Origin of the sequence: Paenibacillus agricola (genome assembly GCF_011440305.1) — a bacterium.
Taxonomy (GTDB): Bacteria; Bacillota; Bacilli; order Paenibacillales; family NBRC-103111; genus Paenibacillus_S; species Paenibacillus_S agricola.
Map to the genome: position 1 here is coordinate 65,001 of NZ_JAAOIW010000013.1, position 19,270 is coordinate 84,270.

22 protein-coding genes and 1 pseudogene are annotated in these 19,270 nt (G+C 42.4%); 19 read left to right on the plus strand and 4 right to left on the minus strand.

The window, feature by feature from the left end; genetic code table 11:
* Nucleotides 1-174 precede the first annotated feature (174 nt).
* The 8 genes from G9U52_RS28060 to G9U52_RS28095 all read left to right on the plus strand — a co-directional run bounded on the left by G9U52_RS28060 (nt 175) and on the right by G9U52_RS28095 (nt 4,592).
* The gene (locus tag G9U52_RS28060) at nt 175-417 is read left to right on the plus strand and encodes a cupin domain-containing protein (protein ID WP_243767604.1); all 243 of its coding nucleotides are present in this window, start codon (nt 175-177) and stop codon (nt 415-417) included.
* Between the two features lie 255 nt (nt 418-672).
* Nucleotides 673-810, plus strand: a complete 138-nt coding sequence (locus G9U52_RS40340) for an NUDIX hydrolase (protein WP_243767614.1) — start codon at nt 673-675, stop codon at nt 808-810.
* 158 nt (nt 811-968) lie between these two features.
* Nucleotides 969-1,421 carry a GNAT family N-acetyltransferase gene (locus G9U52_RS28070; protein ID WP_166153983.1) on the plus strand — a complete coding sequence of 151 codons (453 nt, stop codon included), beginning with the start codon at nt 969-971 and terminating at the stop codon, nt 1,419-1,421.
* Between the two features lie 48 nt (nt 1,422-1,469).
* On the plus strand, nt 1,470-1,685 hold the full coding sequence (locus G9U52_RS28075) for an NUDIX domain-containing protein (protein ID WP_243767605.1): 216 nt from the start codon (nt 1,470-1,472) through the stop codon (nt 1,683-1,685).
* 198 nt (nt 1,686-1,883) lie between these two features.
* A complete protein-coding gene (locus tag G9U52_RS28080) occupies nt 1,884-2,789 on the plus strand; it encodes a cupin domain-containing protein (RefSeq protein WP_166153984.1) in 906 nt (301 codons plus the stop codon).
* A gap of 460 nt (nt 2,790-3,249) precedes the next feature.
* Nucleotides 3,250-3,465, plus strand: a complete 216-nt coding sequence (locus G9U52_RS28085) for a hypothetical protein (protein WP_166153985.1) — start codon at nt 3,250-3,252, stop codon at nt 3,463-3,465.
* Nucleotides 3,466-3,467: 2 nt separating this feature from the next.
* Nucleotides 3,468-3,797: a hypothetical protein gene (locus tag G9U52_RS28090; RefSeq protein WP_166153986.1), complete on the plus strand. Its 330-nt coding sequence runs from the start codon at nt 3,468-3,470 to the stop codon at nt 3,795-3,797.
* Between the two features lie 543 nt (nt 3,798-4,340).
* Nucleotides 4,341-4,592 (plus strand): DUF7667 family protein, encoded by a 252-nt coding sequence (locus G9U52_RS28095; RefSeq protein ID WP_207953257.1) that lies wholly within the window; start codon nt 4,341-4,343, stop codon nt 4,590-4,592.
* Nucleotides 4,593-4,629: 37 nt separating this feature from the next.
* Here the strand turns inward: G9U52_RS28095 and G9U52_RS28100 are convergent, their stop codons facing one another.
* Complete coding sequence (locus G9U52_RS28100; protein ID WP_166153987.1) at nt 4,630-5,082, minus strand: hypothetical protein; 453 nt, start codon at nt 5,080-5,082, stop codon at nt 4,630-4,632.
* Between the two features lie 229 nt (nt 5,083-5,311).
* Between G9U52_RS28100 and G9U52_RS28105 the strand changes: the two genes are divergently transcribed.
* Nucleotides 5,312-5,539, plus strand: coding sequence for a spore germination protein (locus G9U52_RS28105; protein WP_166153988.1), 228 nt, complete (start codon nt 5,312-5,314; stop codon nt 5,537-5,539).
* A 269-nt stretch (nt 5,540-5,808) separates the two neighbouring features.
* Here G9U52_RS28105 and G9U52_RS28110 read toward each other — a convergent pair whose 3' ends face one another.
* The gene (locus tag G9U52_RS28110; RefSeq protein ID WP_166153989.1) at nt 5,809-6,084 is read right to left on the minus strand and encodes a stage VI sporulation protein F; all 276 of its coding nucleotides are present in this window, start codon (nt 6,082-6,084) and stop codon (nt 5,809-5,811) included.
* Between the two features lie 520 nt (nt 6,085-6,604).
* On the opposite strand from G9U52_RS28110, the gene G9U52_RS28115 reads away from it, so the two are divergent.
* The 3 genes from G9U52_RS28115 (at nt 6,605) to G9U52_RS28125 (ending at nt 7,588) form a co-directional block, all read left to right on the plus strand.
* Nucleotides 6,605-6,706, plus strand: coding sequence for a sporulation protein YjcZ (locus G9U52_RS28115; RefSeq protein ID WP_166153990.1), 102 nt, complete (start codon nt 6,605-6,607; stop codon nt 6,704-6,706).
* Nucleotides 6,707-6,852: 146 nt separating this feature from the next.
* A complete protein-coding gene (locus G9U52_RS41860; RefSeq protein ID WP_375790295.1) occupies nt 6,853-7,062 on the plus strand; it encodes an MGDG synthase family glycosyltransferase in 210 nt (69 codons plus the stop codon).
* Nucleotides 7,063-7,492: 430 nt separating this feature from the next.
* Complete coding sequence (locus G9U52_RS28125; RefSeq protein WP_166153992.1) at nt 7,493-7,588, plus strand: sporulation protein YjcZ; 96 nt, start codon at nt 7,493-7,495, stop codon at nt 7,586-7,588.
* A gap of 439 nt (nt 7,589-8,027) precedes the next feature.
* Here the strand turns inward: G9U52_RS28125 and G9U52_RS28130 are convergent, their stop codons facing one another.
* The gene (locus G9U52_RS28130) at nt 8,028-8,750 is read right to left on the minus strand and encodes a class I SAM-dependent methyltransferase (protein ID WP_166153993.1); all 723 of its coding nucleotides are present in this window, start codon (nt 8,748-8,750) and stop codon (nt 8,028-8,030) included.
* A 246-nt stretch (nt 8,751-8,996) separates the two neighbouring features.
* Between G9U52_RS28130 and yjcZ the strand changes: the two genes are divergently transcribed.
* From yjcZ to G9U52_RS28160, 6 genes and pseudogenes are all read left to right on the plus strand, one after another.
* Nucleotides 8,997-9,107: a sporulation protein YjcZ gene (gene yjcZ, locus G9U52_RS28135; RefSeq protein WP_166153994.1), complete on the plus strand. Its 111-nt coding sequence runs from the start codon at nt 8,997-8,999 to the stop codon at nt 9,105-9,107.
* A 98-nt stretch (nt 9,108-9,205) separates the two neighbouring features.
* Nucleotides 9,206-9,376, plus strand: coding sequence for a hypothetical protein (locus tag G9U52_RS28140; RefSeq protein WP_166153995.1), 171 nt, complete (start codon nt 9,206-9,208; stop codon nt 9,374-9,376).
* 324 nt (nt 9,377-9,700) lie between these two features.
* On the plus strand, nt 9,701-9,811 hold the full coding sequence (locus G9U52_RS28145) for a sporulation protein YjcZ (protein ID WP_166153996.1): 111 nt from the start codon (nt 9,701-9,703) through the stop codon (nt 9,809-9,811).
* A gap of 246 nt (nt 9,812-10,057) precedes the next feature.
* Nucleotides 10,058-11,878: pseudogene (locus tag G9U52_RS28150) on the plus strand (putative thiazole-containing bacteriocin maturation protein); the annotation flags it as partial.
* Nucleotides 11,878-13,824, plus strand: a complete 1,947-nt coding sequence (locus G9U52_RS28155; protein ID WP_166153998.1) for a TOMM precursor leader peptide-binding protein — start codon at nt 11,878-11,880, stop codon at nt 13,822-13,824. The pseudogene G9U52_RS28150 and the gene G9U52_RS28155, both read left to right, overlap by 1 nt.
* A gap of 414 nt (nt 13,825-14,238) precedes the next feature.
* The gene (locus tag G9U52_RS28160) at nt 14,239-16,944 is read left to right on the plus strand and encodes a UxaA family hydrolase (protein WP_166153999.1); all 2,706 of its coding nucleotides are present in this window, start codon (nt 14,239-14,241) and stop codon (nt 16,942-16,944) included.
* 355 nt (nt 16,945-17,299) lie between these two features.
* Here G9U52_RS28160 and G9U52_RS28165 read toward each other — a convergent pair whose 3' ends face one another.
* Nucleotides 17,300-17,665, minus strand: a complete 366-nt coding sequence (locus tag G9U52_RS28165; protein WP_166154000.1) for a hypothetical protein — start codon at nt 17,663-17,665, stop codon at nt 17,300-17,302.
* A gap of 334 nt (nt 17,666-17,999) precedes the next feature.
* Here G9U52_RS28165 and G9U52_RS28170 point away from each other — a divergent pair, with 334 nt between their 5' ends.
* Complete coding sequence (locus G9U52_RS28170; RefSeq protein ID WP_166154001.1) at nt 18,000-19,124, plus strand: NADH-dependent flavin oxidoreductase; 1,125 nt, start codon at nt 18,000-18,002, stop codon at nt 19,122-19,124.
* The last annotated feature ends 146 nt before the right edge of the window (nt 19,125-19,270 follow it).

The following is a 19,270-nucleotide window of genomic DNA, read 5'->3' on the forward strand; positions in this document are numbered from 1 at the left end:
TGAACATCACAAAAAACAAATTCTAAACTTTCTTGATTGAACGGGCACGATTGCAAATTGCAAAGAAAGGGGAATACGCTTTGAATTTTAAATTAGCCGACTTACATAATCATTTAAACCAGTTAAAAGAATTTAGAAAGCACTTCATATTTTGAATTTCTGAAAGTATCATCAATGAGTGTAGGGCTCTATAAACTGAATAAAGGCGAAAGGGATAAACAAAAGCCACATACAGAAGATGAGATTTATTTGATAATTGAAGGTAAATCATCGTTTCAGAATGGAGATACATTTACTGAAATTAATAAGGGGGACATCCTATTCGTAGAAGCTAACAAAGAACATAGATTCTATGATGTGACAGAAGACCTAACTACCTTGGTCTTTTTTTCACCAGCAGAACACTCAAATAAATAAGTAGTGCTTAAACTAACTGGCAGTAATTACGAAAAAATTTTTTCGAAACCCACATGGTATAAGATAGTAGATAGGTTGCTGGCATACATAAGTGTATTGTATGCACACGCTTAACAGGGGGAGCAGTAGAATGGAAGACAACAACCATTTTTATCGAGATATGGGTGTTACGGAATCTGCGTATCTAACGATCGGGTACGGGCTATTCAAAAAAACTAGGTCCATACATTGGGAAATACGATTTACCAGGGGAGATTGGAAAAGTTCGAGTCCCTAGAAAAAACCATTATACGTGAGTTTCGAGAAGAAACGGGATACACGATTAAAGCACTTGAGAATATGGGTGTTCGAGGGACAAGATTCATACGGTGCTATTGGGTTGCCAATAAATGACGGGGCTCCAGACCATTCATCACCACGGGTATTACAGGCTATTGTTTGGATACATTCCAAAGCCATACCAGTTAGGGCTCCTTCTTACGATTACAGAAACTTGAACTAACGAATAACGATAGTTAAACAATCAATAAAGCAATAATAGGGGTGAAACAATGGAAATACGCAAGTTAGATACGAATGAATCGGTTCCAATGGAGCTGTTATTGTTAGCTGACCCTTCTGAACAGATTGTTAAAGAATATCTCAAACGAGGACAGTGTTATGTAGCAGAACTGAGTGGAAATATTGTAGCCGTTTATGTATTGCTGCCTACAAGACCTGAGACAGTTGAGCTTGTAAATATTGCGGTCAATGAGAACCACCAAGGCAAAGGAATAGGAAAACAGCTGGTTAACCACGCAATTGAAAATGCTAAGTTACAGGGTTATAGGGCGATTGAGATTGGCACGGGGAACTCAGGGGTGGGACAACTCGCCTTATATCAAAAATGTGGGTTTAGAATTGTGGGGATAGATAGGGATTTCTTTGTAAGACATTATGCTGAGGACATTTTTGAGAACGGTATACAATGCAGAGATATGGTGCGACTGTCTCAAGATCTGTGAAGATATAATTGCAATATACATAATCATTAACATATCGGAGGAAGACCAATGGAAGTCAGACAAATGGCAACAGCCTTTTTAATTAATCAAGACCATGTATTAATGATGAAGAAATCCCGTAGTAAACTTTTTAATTTCGAGTTTTGGGGAGGTATCGGCGGTCATCTTGAACAGGATGAACTAAATTTCCCGATGAAAGCAAGCTATAGAGAGATTGAAGAAGAAACTGGTTTTGTAGGCAACAGACATTCTAGTCGCTTTTGAGGTGTTAAAGAACAGTTGCCAATGCCAAGTATTTATATAGACCAAGCAATTTTGCAGCAGATAAAGAGATGAAACGATTATTTCTTGGTCTTCCATGCGATTTGTGGATAGTGCAATAAACAAAGATAAAAAATCAAAGTACGTTTTCTAAACATAGGCATATGATGCTTTTATAAACCTAATGGAGGGAAGATCTAAATGTACTATGTTCCCCAAACATACTCAAATCCTTATTACGCTAATGATAACACACCCCTATATCACCCAGGCTATACTTTAAGAAATCAACAAGAATATTTCGAGCAGGGATTTGAAGCTATACTTGCTGGAATAAAAAGAGAAGCTTCAGCCATTGATCTCTACAGTCGATTAGCCCATGCAGCGCCCAACCATAATCATAAAAATAATATTCTTTATGCCTTAGAAGACAAAAAAGTTCATTTAAATCAATTTACTAATATTTATATCACGCTTACTGGCAGACAGCCTATATACCAAACGGATAAAGTTCATTTTCGTAGTTATAGAGAAGGTCTAACCAAGGCCCATGAAGCAGGAATACAGGGTTATGAAGAATATAGGAAGAACGGTTTGCTTATCCAGTATCCACCAGTTCAAAATGTATTTTTACATGCTTCTTCCAGAGAAAAAGAAAATGCAGCCAGATTTGCTTCTTTAAATGAGGAAGTAGTTTTAAAGGATTATGGATCAAAACCATTTGTAGTTAATATCGATAAGGTTACTAAGCAAAACAATACTTACCGCACCGCTTTATGGACAGGTAAGCATTTCCAAGTGACCGTAATGAGTATCAGCGTTGGAGATGACATCGGCTTAGAAGTTCATCCGACAACTGATCAATTCATACGTATTGAAGAAGGACAAGGGCTTGTTCAAATGGGTGATAGCAAAGATAAGTTAGACTTCGAGGAAAAAGCCTACAATGATTATGCAATTATGATACCTGCTGGAAAATGGCACAATGTAACCAATACAGGTAATAAACCACTTAAAATTTACGTTATCTATGCACCACCTCAGCATCCATATGGTACAGTTCATGGAACCAAAAAAAATGCAATGGCTTCTGAAGAAAACCACTAATTAAATCGAATGATTTTATGGTCAAATCCGGGTTAATATTGATCCAATGGACTAACTTGTTAGCACAAGCCCACTAAGCTTACATCAAGCAATTAGGAAATTCTGTACGCTAAGGAAAAAGCCGATCCAATGCATATTAAGCGGTTTTTTCCTATCCTTTTTCGAAGCAATATTTATTAGCTTGTTGGGAATCTAACAAATACTAAGCCTATACTCTCAGGTAAATGCAAATACGAATGGCAACATAACCATTATAAATGCTGTACATAGTTCTTTCGACACCAAACCAGTCAGATGGCAAAATGAACTTTACCGTAGACAACTGAAGGTTTATATAAGCCGTATGCTGGGTTTCTCTTACTCACCCGTCAATTATTTCTTCTCATGTATGAGAATAGTCGCAATCACAAATAGTATAAGAGCGAGGAAAACGACTTTACTTCAAAGAAGGTGGGATAAGATGATTTATTTACTATTGGGCTTGGCTACACTCATTATTGGTGTCATTGTCACTGCCGCTATAGTAAGAAAACAAAATACTCAGGATCATGAGTATGATAAAGGAATTCATAGCCAGGTACGAAAGCATAACATAGTTGCTAATCCGATTTTAATTGCATATATCCTGATTCCGATTGCAGGCGTTTTGCTAATTATTTATTATTTTTGGGGGTAAATATGGATATAAGAACATGCTACATTTCCGTCCAAGCGAAAACAATAATGGAAAATCAGGGTGATGCTGCTTATGAATTTGAAATTAAGGCTTCACAAGAGGATATAGAGAAGCTCCGGGAACTTTTTGAGGTCATGGAGGAATATGATGAAGGTACTTATATTCGAGCACACTTGGCAGGAATAGCCTACCATCTTGATAGCGACAATGATGGGTATGACGATACTTTAAAGGAAATTTACTCCATGATTGCCAAATTAGGAACAGAAGAGACTAAGGATATAGTTATGAAAATGGATTTAGAAAACCTAGGCAATTGGACAAGCCCTTAAATTTAACTAAAGGAGTATAGCGCTTAGGCCAAGCCCGCAATAGCAGTCTTGGACGGCTGAAAGTAATTTCAAACGCTAAGCGTAGACAGCCAAGTTTGGAAAGGCAAGTAGTGATGAGATCTCCCGGGGGCGCAAAGCTAGTCATGACTCACAGCAACTTGGGGACCTGTCCTTTCTTCCGAAAGGGAAGAAACCGAGTAATGTCGGCAGAGGAAGGATCAAGAATGGTTGGAAAGCTATAGGTATCTATTAAGTCACGAAGGCATGGGACGGAATCGATTTTTTAGCTCTAGGCCTATTATGAATTTCACCGAAATTACTCGATTGAAACTGAAGTGGAAAACATCCCGGATTCCATTATGGTTTCGACTTAAGGATATATAAAGTGTTAAAAGTGACTTTCTACCAATAGAAAGTCATTTTTTATGTTTGTATCCACAAATTTGCTATGTGAATTTCAGGGATGAAGTAAAGCATTTTTTGACAAGCGTTTTGGATCGTTAATAACATGGGCATACTGGCGGATATAGGGTGGTGGCAGCTATGGTGATTTTGCCTGTCTATCAGAGGCTTGCGGAGTTGTGGACAACAATGCAGTGTCGACAGCTCACGGATTATGAAAAGATGGAGATGGACCAGTGTTTAAAGCTAAATGCAAAGCTTTGTTGGGATATGGCTTACCTAGAGAATATTTCGTTGATGGCCTCATTAACAGCAGATATTGATTGGCAACATGAAATATGTCAAGAGATCGAATCACTGCAGCTAGGGCAAAATAAAAAGCCGGGTAGTTAGTTCCACGGCTTATTTAGGTGTATCCACAGGACAAACTCTAATGCAAAGTTTGTTCGATAAGATCTGTACTCTCTGAATAAAACCCTATGGGTTGTCGAGAAGGTTCCGCTACCGTCTTGGGATTCGCAATCAATATGAGACTGAAACTATTTGTGTTTTGTATTAGTTCTAAGTGTTTACCTTCCAAGTTTCCGCCCAATCTTACGAATGAGGGAGCTAACCATGTAACTCGTTCAAGCTTTACCATCATACCGTTAACTACAATTAGAGTTTCGTGGTCAATCGCTAAATTACTGTCAAAATCATTAATCACAGCGGCTAAATTTTGGAAACTTACGTAAGAAGTATCCTGCGGAAGGTGCTGCAATACCGAGGGGCTCTGCGCAAATTCCACGAATGAATCAAGGTTCTTTAGGGGGTTATTTAACACCCTTCTCATAAGCTTCTCTTGTGTGCTTCCTTTATCCAAGGGATCGCCAACTTTATCCATTCTTACACCTCATAAAAGTATTTGTCTTTAAAGATATTATGCACGAAATCCTGTTAGGATATGATTGGAACCGATAATTGTGTTTGCATACACGGGTTATATCATATTTAGCAAAATTTCCTCATTTGTTGATGGCGGTTGAGATGGGTTCTGATGTGATTGTGACGTTTGGGCAATAAACCCATATCATGGAGTTATAACGTAAATATGACGGAAGAGGTATTGATCAATGCCTGCAATTGTTGGTAATATTAAAATTAATAGCGTAAGTCAAGGCTCAAATGTCCAAATTGGAGATACGGCTTTCATCACATTAACAAGTTCTTCCAAAAACTATGGGGGAGCCGAAGCGTTTTCCCCTGGAGATTCATTTGGAAGCGTCTCGAACAACCAAGCTAGCAATACAAACACAAATGATCCTGATGTGGTGGATGGATCTAATTCAACTGTAGTATGAAATTAATCATGATGGTAAATTCAAGTCGTGGAGCTTGGATAATGTCCCGCTACAAAAAAACGCCCTCCACAACTCCTACTGGGAGGCGCAAGGGGCTGAAAAGCTTTTCTCGTTATCTGGAGCTTTGTTAACCTTTAGGATCCGCATGTAGGATGGTGTGAAAAGACGGGGGGGGCTAGCCGTCCCCTGTTACTCGATTCTTAAACACTTGGGCATGAAATATTATTGCCCTCAAGTGGTTCTTCGGTGCAACTGTTTCTGCAGATCTGTTATTTCTTTATGAGATTTTTCATGATTTGTTCCAAGTTATGCAGCTCCCCGCTTTTTACGAGCCGGATGATTCCATTTGCCGTTGATTCTGCTACCGGCACATTCACCATATCAGAAACCTGTTTAATTAATTGGCGGAGTTTAGCATCGCTATGCGCCGTTTTTTGATTCACGCCGCTGGCCAATTTTTGAATATCCTTTTGTGTAACGGTTTTTCCTGTTTTCTTCTTTATGACATTGAGGACATCTTTGGATAAATGGTTATTGGGCATCATTGCTGGCCTCCTCAGAAAGTTTTCTGTTATTTTATGTGACTGGTCATAGAAAGGTATGGTTGAATGTAGTGTTGAAAAAGAAAAATTAAAACAAGTAGTTAGTTCCTGCTCGAACAATACAACTTCTTAACGTTTAATGAACCAAACGAAGAGTGGGGTAACCGTACATTGAAGAAAGATGACCGGGACATCCTCATAACATCTAACTCCCATGAGGATTTCTCCCACACAAAAAAAAGAAAAACCTCATCAATAGGTTTTTCTTTGTAAAGGATCAACATGAGTTGCTGCAGCTGGAGGTACAATCTATATATGCGACATTATTTAAATTTGATTGGATAGAGGTATAGAATAACAACGGCATAAGCATAAATACTTATGACTTGGGCGCAATAACAGACCTTTAGCTATTTTTTCTAGGTTAGATATAAAATTAGACGCTTAGATATAACAAATGCCCAAGATATTTAACAATCTAAACCATACAATACCGTATCTTGGTTACAAGGAGGGGAAAAATATGAGTGAAATTGCAGGTTATGGCGGAGGTAGTGGTGCCGCTTTTACTTTAGTTCTCTTTATTCTTCTGGTAATCATTCTTTCCGCTGGGTTCTTGGTATAAGCGAATAAAAGATTCAAAAGGATCTTGCTTACAGCAAGATCCTTTCTTCTAGTCTAGAAAGTGATGGAGAATACTCTGATTGATGTTAACTACATAGGTATGGAATTCGAGATCAATAGTTTTCCAGTGGCTACCGATATTTTCGTATTACAAGTTACACCTTGTCCTCGTTTCCGAAAAAATTCAAGCGCTTTGGGATGGTGAAATTATTGATGCTTATTCATGAGTTAGAGCCCTCAGTCGTGGTATTCACCTTTCTCCACACGGCGGGGGCTTTGTCCATATTGAAATCGGACAAGCTGACGAAAGTCCCCGCTTTTACAGTCAGTACCGATCATACTGATCACACCGGATAGCTCTGGCTACGGATTGGATTCGCAAACGCCTACCCTGCTTTTAATGAGTGGATACGGAAGGGCAGCGCGGTTCTAGATGTGGGAGTGAATATTTGGAGGGGAATAAACGGAAAATAGACGGCGCATATTAATGCAACCGTCTATTTCAGTAGGGAAAGTATGGGATCAGTTGGTGGATTCTCCCACATCACAGCATATGAAAATCCACTAAAAATGGAACGACTAGCTCCCGCTTGCAGCACCTATTTTTTCTGTTTTTTCTTGTTATCGTTACTTGACAAAGTCGGCAATAAAGCAACACCATTACCGGAGCATGATCCAATTCCCAGGACGTTTTATTTTCATGAGAGTAAAATGGACTTTTATGCCCAAGCCAATCAACACTTAGAACAATACAATACAATATCTTGGTTACAAGGAGGGAAAAAGTATGAGTGCAGTTGGTTATGGTGGTAATAGTGCTGCTATTGTTTTGGTTCTCTTTATTCTTCTGGTAATCATTCTTTCCGCTGGATTCATTATTTAATGTGTTCTAGGCAGAGTATGAATCGTGAATGCTTTAGAAATTGTTTACTGGCATAGCTGTCCTTCAAAGGATCTTGTTTTCAGCAAGATCCTTTGTTCTATTCATTATTATTGAATGGCTTCGCCGCGCTCATTTGGGGGGGGACAACCTAGGGCTTTTCCAAGTTATTGCTGGGTTCCCTGTGATGGACATCTCTCAGGCTACGCCCTCGGGGCGAGTGGTTTTATGTGGGCTTGGTCCCGTCATTAGACCATGAAAAATGGTTTGCCCTCTCCAAGTGATAGTCCGTAATCGCTTATGGTAATGGTGCATGGGATATTGGAGGTGAACAAACGCCGAAATAGATGGCGCTATGAACGCAACCATCTATTTCGGCGTTTGAACTATGGGGACATCAAATGCTGTTATTACCCAAGCCCTTAGAGCGCATCACTGTCGTCTACGGTTTAGAACCAATTAAAACTGCAGACCCCAAGTAGTCTTTATAAGCAGTTAAAATTTCATTGGAGTCCATGGAGATTTGAAAAGCTTGGAGGTTTGTGAAAACATTGCTGTCCACATACTGGAATTCATCAGAGTGCTTTACTTGATCTGTATGATCCTCAACGATTAAGGAATAATCCCAGTGGGATACCCTGTTAAAATTAGCCTTATTAAATATTGCAGTCCACTCATCAAGCGAAGCTAGTTGTTTAAACCCAAAGAAATCTAATAACGTTGATTTCATTGGGGAAGGAATAGGCTTTGCCTCGATTAATTCTCGATCATATAAAGTTCCTCCAGGTTTTAATACACGATAATATTCGGAAAGAGCTGTACTAGCTTCAGCAAAATTTGTAACGGATTCAGCTAAGATGACATCAAATTGATTACTTTCGAATGGGATGGAACCAATATCACCCTCAACAAAATCCACCTGTAACCCTTGCGCCTCTGCTCTTTTTTTTGCCTTTATAAGCATCTCCGGTTGAATATCCATTGCAGTAATGCTATATCCATTTAGGGACAGAAAACAAGACGTTCGTCCAGTGCCACAGCCTACCTCTAAGATTTTGCTCTCTTTGGGTATATGAAAATGCTGGAGTTGCGTGAGCGTAGCAGCAAATCCACCGGGGTGGGCACTGCCAGCCCCAAATTGAGACAACATTTTTAAATAACTCAATGAAATTCCTCCCTGTTAGCATTTAATTTTATTTTATCTTATGAATTAAATGTGAAAAGGGCTATGGGGTAATGCCTCCTACTGCTGCTTAATTCTAAATGGCCTGTCTTTATATGCTCTAAAGCAGGATACGCTTTATTGATTTCATGCTTTATAAAATTGGACGCTCAGATATAGCTAACGCCCAAACTATTTAACAAATGAATCCATACAATACCCTATCTTCGTTACAAGGAGGGGAAATACATGGGTGCAGTTGTAGGAAGCTGTGGTGGTTATGGAGGTAGTGGTGCTGCTTTTGTTTTGGTTCTCTTCATCCTTCTGGTAATCATTCTGTCCGCTGGATTCTACGTCTAAGTAAATAAAGAATAAGTAACTTAAAAGCCTATTCTCCTTTTGATAAGGAGAATAGGTTTTTATTAATTCTTGGGCATGTAATCAAGGATGTTTCTTCGGTGCAACTTTCTACAGACCCGTTATTTCTTTATGAGTTGTTTCACGATTTGTTCCAAGTGATTCACTCCCCGCTTTTTACGAGCCGGATGATTCCATTTGCCGTTGATTCTGCTACCGGCACATTCGCCCTAATTGAAGAAAGATACCACGGACATCCTCACAACATATAACTTCCATGAGGATTTCCTTCACACAAAAAAAAGAAAAACCTCATCAATAGGTTTTTCTTTGTAAAGGGATCAACATGAGTTGCTGCAGCTGGTGGTACAATCTATATATGCGACATTATTTAAATTTGATTGGATAGAGGTATAGTATAACAACGAAATAAGCACAAATACTTATGACTTGGGTGCAAAAACAGACCTTTAGCTATTTATTCTATCTTAGATATCTTAGATAGAAAATTAGACGCTTAGATATAACAAATGCCCAAGATATTTAACAAATTAAACCATACAATACTCTATATTGGTTACAAGGAGGGGAAACATATGGGTGAAGTTGCAGGAAGCTGTGGCGGTTATGGTGGTAGTGGTGCCGCTTTTACTTTGGTTCTTTTTATTCTTCTGGTAATCATTTTGTCCGCTGGATTCTTGGTGTAGGCGAATAAAAGCTTTCAAATCAAAGAGGCTGTCCCATCAATCAAATGACTAAGGGACAGCCTCTTTATTTTCAGTAAAAAGCTACACCTATGTAAAGAATAACTGCACTTCACCGTTCAGCTATACAATCACAACATTATGGCTTTTGCCCAGAGCTGAAGAGTTGATATTGGAGGCGTAACAATTGCCGATCCTATTACATACTTTAAAAGTGTATTTTGTCGTGGTGTTTTTATAGGTATCCACATACCAGTGTACAGGGGGGAAGGCATGTTGGAGGATCGGATAGACGAACCGCCGGTCCCATACCCAGACCGGCAGTATGAAACCGTAAATATACCGTACCAAAACGTCTTTGTTCAGGATGTGAGCCCAGAGCAAGCGCATCATAATCTACCGGATGCTGTTCTCAAGAAATATGCTTCACAAATTGAATTTTTGGACAGTTCCAGCGGTTCGGGCACAAGCCGTTTCCAGTTTTACCGTCAGGCTAAAGTGTTAGCGGTCGGCTCCGGTCATTTTTTGGTTTCATTGGTTGCAGCGATGTTCGAATCCGGATTGTCCAAGTTCCATGTGCTGATCACGGACTCCGTTCAGACAGATCGGCAACGGTTAGCGAATTTGGCGGAAAATGCCCGTCAAACCGACCCCGAGGCCACAATAGAAGAGATCTTCTTGCAGAAGGCGGGTGTGGACTCTTGGCGGGAGGCCGTGCGGCCATTTCATTCGATTTTATATGTTTCACAGGAGGGAGATATCGGGGAACTGCGTACTCTTCATGCGGTTTGCAGAGAAGAAGGGAAAACATTGCTACCCGCCATATGTGTACAGCATACGGGTATGGCAGGTCCACTGGTGCGTCCGGAAAATAAGGGATGTTGGGAGTCGGCGTGGCGTCGCTTACACCGATCCGTGCTTGATAAGAACACGCGGCCGCCCACCTTTTCTTCCACCGCTGGAGCCCTGTTGTCAAATGTGATTGTATTGGAATTGTTAAAAACGATTACGAGAGTGGCCGAATCAGAATTAACAAACAAGTTTTTTCTTCTTGATCTGGAAACATTGGAAGGAGAGGGGCATTCTTTTATGCCCCATCCACTGGTGACCGGACGTGTGGCAGCCGAATGGGTTCAGGATTTCGATCTGCGGCTCGGACGAAGTTCAGATAGAAGTGAACCGGATGGATTGCTTCCTTACTTCAACCGCTTGACATCAGTAAAATCTGGTGTTTTCCATACTTGGCAAGAAGGGGATTTGAAGCAACTTCCGCTATCCCAGTGCCGTGTTCAGGTAGCAGACCCGATGTCGGAGGGACCGGCTGGGTTGTTGCCGGATATGGTCTGTACCCATCTTACGCATATGGAAGCCCGCCGGGAAGCAGGTCTGGCTGGAATTGAAGCGCATGTGTCGCGAATGTCCAGTCTATTCGTAACGACACTTCCCCCCCACAGGGAAATAAAGGGTGGGAAGGTAAAACTGCAGGAATTCATCGGTGTCGGAGCAGGGGAAACGTTTGCGGAAGGCGTTTACCGCGGGTTGCAGAAGTGTTTGACCGAAGAACTTGGCAAGCGACAAACGTATCAGAATCCCTCTGTCAAACAGGTGCAGTTTCATACGGTAGACGATAAACGCTGCCGGTATTACCTGCAAGCATTGAGCACGTTACAGGGAACGCCGATGATCGGTTTAGGGGAGGAAGTGTCCGGTTTCCCCGTGGTGTGGGTGGGTACGGGTGGATGTTGGTATGGTTGTGTAGGCTTGAATATGACAATGGCGCTACGTAGGGCACTGCAGCAAGCACTGCAGCAGGCACAAAACCAAGCGACTAGCCTCTCAGCACAGGGGTTTAAGGCTTCGTCTGTAATCCAGGAAGAAATGACGCCGCTGAGCCTCTCGATTCCTTCTTTTGAAGAGACGACAACACAATCGGAGCTCCTGCAGTCTGCCTTGCCAATCTTGAAACGCAACCGCAGGCGTTTTTTCGTATTCGATCTGGAGCTAGAACCGTTTTTAAAAGATGAGCCGGTCAAGGTGTTCGGCACGTTATTGCGAGAGGAGGGGGCCTAGTGAGTGCTATCGTTGTAGTTGTCGGAGAAGGTCTGTTGGCGGACTTTGTGTGTGGAGAACTGTCAGATCACTATAAGGTTGTTCGTCAGATCGATTTCGGAGCAGGTGTACCGAGTGCGGCGAAATTGGTTTTGGTGGTGCACGATGAATGGCATTCCTCCGTTTACCCCCATGCTGAAGCGGTGCTGCAACAGGCCGGCATTCCTTGGCTGCGAGGCTTTGTTTCTTTTGATGAAGGTATGATTGGTCCGTTGGTTCGCCCGGGTACACCGGGATGCTCTCAGTGTGCGGATAACCGGCGTTTCATAGCGGGACATGACCCCAAGGAGATGTTGGAATTGCTAGATGCGCTGCTGATGCCTGGGAAAATGTCCCGTAACGTGAGTACATCGCGAACAGGGCTTTGGCAAGTAGCTCACCTGCTTGTGGCAGAAACACAAAGAGTGATGCAGGGTAGCCGTGCTCACTCGGAAGAACATATGTATATGATTAACCTGAATACACTGAAGAGCTCGCTCCATTTCTTTCTGCCTGACCCTTTGTGTCCTGTCTGTGGTCTATTGCCTGAGGATTCATCCACAGCAGCTCGAATTTCATTGGAGCCAAGACCCAAGATAAGCGCCGAGAGTTACCGCAGTCGTTCGGAAGACGACCTGAAAGAAATACTCGTCAAAGACTATCTGGATTCCCGAACCGGCCTTTTTAATGCCAAAATACTTGACCTTGTATCGCCGTTTTCTGCTGTGAGTGTAAATCTCCCATCGTTCACGACGGGAGATGAGGTAACGGGAGGCCGTAGCCATTCTTATGCAGAAAGTGAATTTACCGCCATTTTGGAAGGATTGGAGCGGAGCTGTGGTCTGGCCGCCCATGGCAAACGAACCATGATCAACGATAGTTTCAACCATCTTGCAGATCAAGCGCTCTACCCTGTCAATGTAGGGTTATATTCGAATGACCAGTATGCGCAGCCTGATTTCCCTTTCGAGCCGTTTGATCCAGATCAGCGAATCGATTGGGTATGGGGCTATTCGTTTTTGCAGGAGCGCCCCATTCTTGTTCCGGAGACCCTCGCTTATTACAGCTCGAGCAACGGAGGTGGTTTTGTCCAAGAAGGCTCTAACGGATGCGCATTAGGCGGGAGTTTGGAGGAAGCCATTTTCTACGGAATTTTGGAAGTGGTGGAGCGAGATTCATTCTTGATGACTTGGTATGCAAAGCTGCCCATCCCGTGCTTGAACCCCTACTCAGCTAACGATAAGGAACTGCAGTTGATGGTCGAAAGACTACGGGAGGTTGCCGAATATGATGTCCATTTGTTTAACATGACGATGGAGAATGGGATTCCGAGTATTTGGGCGTTGGCGAAAAGCCAGAACCCAAGAAAAACGAATCTCATCTGTGCGGCCGGAGCTCATTTAGATCCGGTACGGGCGGCGAAGAGTGCGATTCATGAGTTAGCCGGCATGATGGTTATCTTTAATGAGAAATTTGATGTGGGTCGAGAGGAGCTTCTGCAAATGTTCCACGATCCTTTTTTAGTACAACAAATGGAAGACCATGCCATGCTGTACAGTTTGCCGGAAGCGGAGGAACGGTTACAATTCTTATTAGATAAAGAGCGCCCATTGCGAACATTTGATGAAGAATTCAAGCCGATAGTAAGTCAGCCTGATCTGACCGATAATCTGAGGGACATGATCCAGGTGTTTCGCCGATTGAATCTTGATGTGATTGTAGTAGATCAGACGTCACAAGAAGCATTACGAAACGGGCTGTATTGCATAAAAGTACTAATTCCGGGGATGTTACCGATGACGTTCGGACATCATCTTACTCGGTTGACGGGTCTGGAGCGAGTGTTTAGGATACCGGTAGAACTTGGGTATACGAAGCACCCTCTGACGATAGAACAGCTCAATGTACACCCGCATCCATTTTTATAAGACGTGTCCACTCTAATCGGCAACAACTTCTTCAGACAGTAGACATACATTATTAATCTGCTAAGATACCCACAAGACCCTTCTAAAGGGTCTATTTTACTGTTAGGAGGAGCCATTTCTGTAATTAACTTTACGGGTGCAATTTTGAAAACGAACATGGGCTGGGATCATCTTTGCTGCTGTCCTTCATAAGACCTACGTAAAAAACCTTCCCTTGTGCAGAAAATTTCAGCCAGTTATTTCAGTTTATGATACAATATATGCATGAATATGTGCTGAAGCGAAGCTTCAGTTTTGTCTTGTTGTAATCGGTTTCAGGTTTTCCTGTCGGTGATCAGAAAGCTCTTTAAAGATCAGTGCGGCTACGGATTATATTTAACTCAACCGAAATCTTAAATAAGGAGTTAGCCATCTATGAACGCATCTTACAGCTTTGACGAAGTCGGTAGGCTTCCCTTACCCGGAGATAATGTCGCTGTTGCCACTCGCCAATTGGACGCTGGCACCATCATTTACTATCAAGGCCAAACCCTAACCTTGGATTACACTGTTATGGAAGGCCATCGATTTGCGGTGTCGGCGATTGCTCCTGGTGAAGCCTTACTCTCCTGGGAATTACCCTTTGGTGTGGCGCTGCAATTCATTCAACCCGGCAATTATGTAATTAACAAGTCTGTGTTGGAGGCGCTTAGTGTGCGTTCCTTGAAATTTGCGTTGCCGGCGACGCCCAATTTTGCTGATCAAGTTCATCCTTATGTTCTCGACGAGGCGAATTTCCAGCCGGCTCCAGCATTGCCCGCTTACCCGGATACGCGTACATTCCTGGGTTATCGGCGCAATCAAGCCCGCGGCGTCGGTACCCGTAACATGATTGTCTTGTTGGGTACAACCTCACGCACGGGAAGCTATGTCAAGCAACTTGCTGCTCGTCTGCAAGATGAACTGCAGAACTATACGCTGGTTGATGGAATTGTCCCAGTGGCACATACTGAGGGGGGCACCGAACAACCTAATAACCTAGCGCTATTGCTGCGCACGTTGGCCGGATTTATCGTCAATCCCAACGTAGGTGCGGTCTTAATAGTAGATTATGGTATTGAATCCGTGACCAACCAGATGGTAAAAGCGTATTTACGCGAACACAACTATCCATTGGATGATGTGTTGCATCGGTTCCTATCCGTCAAAGGCGGCTTTCAAGAAAATTTAGCCGTAGGGGAAGCTATTGTGCGTGATTGGCTGCCAACGGTCAATGCCATGGAACGGACCCCAGAATCCATTAGCAATCTAAAGATTGGACTACAATGTGGAGGATCAGATGCTTTTTCCGGCATTTCTGCTAATCCGCTGCTGGGTTCGCTCGCACAGGAATTAATACGCTATGGCGGCGCTGCCAGTCTGGCTGAAACCGATGAATTAATTGGTGCTGAGCCCTATGTCTTGCAGAAGGTACGCGACGTGGAAACCGCCCGCAAATTCTTAATGTTTGTAGAAGAATTCAAGGAGCGTACGGCTTGGCACGGCGCTAACGCTGAAGGAAACCCATCCGGTGGCAATAAATATCGCGGCCTTTATAACATTTATCTTAAGTCCATTGGAGCTGCCCGCAAGAAAGATCCGACCACTCGCCTTGACTATGCCATTGACTATGGTGCGCTCATGAAAGAATCCGGATATTATTTTATGGATAGCCCCGGCAATGACCTCGAAAGCATTGCTGGGCAGGTGGCTTCAGGTTGCAACCTGATTTTCTTTACAACAGGTAATGGCTCCATCACCAACTTTCCTTTTGTGCCGACGGTCAAGGTAGTGACAACGACACGTCGTTTCCAATTGCTAGCTAATGATATGGATATTAACGCGGGTCAGTACCTAGATGGCATATCCATGGATGAGTTGGGCAAGCAAGCCTTCGAACTTTCCTTACAAATAGCCTCTGGTCAGCGCAGTGTCGGTGAGAAGGCTGGCCATTCACAGGTGCAGATCTGGCGCAACTGGCAGCAAACCGATGCGAGCCAACTGGATATATTGCTTAATGCACCTCTGCCGACGGGGGAACCTATTGTGATTCAAACGGATGTAGCTGCAGCCACCAACCCCATTCGCTTCACCTTCACTCATCACCAAGGCCATCGAGCCTGTGATCACATCGGTTTAATCCTGCCTACCAGTCTTTGTGCCGGCCAGGTGGCGAATATGATTGCACTGCGGCTGAACAAACAAGGGCTTGGTCAACCCGAACATCTCTCGCGCTTTGTGGCCTTGGCTCACACAGAAGGATGCGGTAATTCGAACGGCCAACCAGAGCAGTTGTTTGCTCGCACAATGATAGGCTATGTCACCCATCCGCTAGTCAAGCATTGTCTGTTACTGGAACATGGCTGTGAGAAAACCCACAATGACTTTATGCGTCACGAGATGGAGGAGATGGGGGTTGATCCCAGCCGCCTTGGTTTTGCTAGTATTCAACTTGACGGCGGAATTGATAAGGTCATACAGAAGGTGGAAACGTGGTTTGCTGATCAATTATCAGGAACTCATCCAACCACGAAGGAGACTGTCGGACTAGAAGCATTGCGCATTGGGATCTTAAGCGATGGTTCCGTTGAAGAAGCAGCCGGTGAGCAACTGGCAATGTTAACAAAAATGATTGTCGGCGCAGGTGGCATGGTGGTTGTCCCTGAGAATAGCGGGTTGCTTTCAACGCCTGCTTATAGAGACAATGTATGGACTACATCCAATGTATCGCCGTCATTGGCTTATGGCGAACATGCTCACCACACCGGTTTTCACATCATGGATACACCCACCGAGCATTGGGTGGAGACCGTCACAGGCTTAGCAGCCACGGGTGTTGAGTTAATTATAGCGCTGGTCCATCATCGCCCGATGCAGACGCATCCGTTCGTGCCTATGCTGCAAGTAGCATCGGAGCTAACTATGCAGCAAACCTATGGCAATGATTTGGATCTGTTGCTCACTGGGAATCCCGCCGCTTGGACCGACCAGATTCTTGAGAGCTGTAAGCAAGTCATTGAGCATAGCTATACGCCACGTCTCTATCAACAGGGTAACGTTGATTTTCAATTAACACGCGGTTTTCTGGGCGTTTCGTTATGATCGGTATGTAAAATGAGGTTCACTCTGGCTTCAGATGAAGTCAGCTTTGCTGAAATCTCATTGTGGAATAGTAGGGAAAAAATACTCCATAGGTGAAGGCATATTAAAATGGCGAAAAGTCAGGGCTAAAGCTCACAACAGGGCGGTTATTACCTTGATGAAATCAGGTAATCGGCAGGACCATACTCAAAACGCTCCTGTGCCAGCAATAGCTCTTTCAAACCAGGGGAACTTTCCTTGCCTAATCCCAAGCAATTAAATACAGAAAAGCCCTCTATCCATTGCGGATGGAGGGCTTTTCTTCAAAACTTCGTGGCATTCAACTACCGTTTTTCAATAGTCAGGTAGAAACCCATTACGATTCTTTCAAGAATGCCAAAGCTTGTTCATAACTTTCCCACTGGGTTTCAGTAGTATGTACGGAGTGTCTAGCAGTCCGGTTCAGTTGTAGTTTTGCAATCGTTCCTGTTACTACGACAGCAGCTCGTTTCATTCCAAATTCCTTGATCGATTTTTGGTGCTCAACAAGTTTTGCTTGAGACTCAGGCGAAAAAACTTTTACTGTTCTCATATCAACTATTACATCAAAGGATCCTCCAAGTTCCTGAGCGTGAGTCCGCACTTCCTTGGTTATACTATCAATTTCTGAGGGTGTAACCTTGGCATCCCAAACGATCTCAATTATTTTTCCAATATAATCCAAAATTTTAGTTGATGACATGACAAATACCCCTCCCGTTTGTTAACTACTCTAACTTAATGCGTAACATAATAGCTAATTTTCCTCTTGTCCAATTATATATCATCCTTATAGATAAGACTATAGTCCTATTAACTTTATCGCATTTGATAAGATCGAACTGTATGAGCATACGCTAGAACCATAAGTCATAGCAAAGCCCTCGTTTTTCGGGATCGAGGGCTTTTTTATTTTTTTGAGAACCTAATGAGATCAACTTTGCCTTCCTTTAATATTCGGGGCATGAGATAATTGAAGAACTTCAAAGGACAAAACTCTACAACAAATTAAACGAAAATTTAGAAAGAGGTTAAAAATGAACACAAAATATAGCAACTTATTTGAGAATTTTACATTTAAAAATGGTATCACCATTAAAAATAGAGTCGTTATGGCACCAATGACAACTTATTCTAGTAACGATGATTACACAATTTCAAATGAGGAATTACAGTATTATAAAAAAAGAGCCAATGGAGTAGGTCTTGTCATTACAGGTTGTACTCATGTGAAACCAAATGGAGTAGGCTTTATTAATGAATTCGCTGGTTATGATGATAAATTTATTCCAAGTCTAGCTAAATTAGCTGATGCTGCGAAAAGCGGTGGAGCTCCTGCGTTACTTCAGATTTTCCATGCAGGTAACAAAGCACTACCTGATTTTATTCCAAATGGTGAAATTGTTAGTTCTAGTAATGTAAGTTCTGAAAGAAGCTCCCATGTAACACCTAGAGAGCTTACTCATAATGAAATTTTGGAAGTGATTCATGCCTTTGGCGAAACAACAAGAAGAGCTATCCAAGCTGGTTTTGATGGTGTGGAAATTCATGGTGCACATGAATTTTTAAATCAAAACTTTTTTTCTCCATTCTTCAATAGACGTGAGGACGAATGGGGAGGTTCTCTAGAAAATCGCTTACGTTTCCCACTTGCAGTCGTTCAAGTAGTTAGGAGTGTCATTAAAGAATATGCGACCAAACCATTTCTTTTAGGATATAGATTATCTCCTGAAGAACATAGAGAAGGTGGTTTGAGAATGAAGGATACCTATGAATTAATTAATCGTCTTATTGAAGCAAATGTTGATTATGTACATGCTTCGTTGGCTAATGCCCTTTCCTCAAAGCCAGTCGATAATCAAGATGAAAAAACATATCTTGAATTAATTGTTGAACATGTAAACGGCAGAGTTCCTGTAATGGCTGCGGGTTCTATGGTAACTCCAGATGACGTTGCAACAGCATTAGATAAGGGTCTATCCCTAGCAGTGGTTGGTCATTCGCTAATCATGAATCCAGACTGGGTAGAAAAGGTTCAGAATGGAAAAGAAGCTGAAATTGAGATAGCAATTAAGACTTCAAAAGTAAGCGAGCTTGAGCTTCCAGAAAATCTTTGGAATGTAATTCAAGCTAAAGGTTCATGGTTTAAGATTGAGGAATAATCTCACCAACAATTGATTAACTAAGGACACATTTTCTAAGGGTAGCCTCCAAATGTCATCTGGCTTTTATCAATAAATGGAATAATACACTATAAAAATGTCAAAATAGACCATGTTTAAAACTTATTGCTACCGTATTATATAAG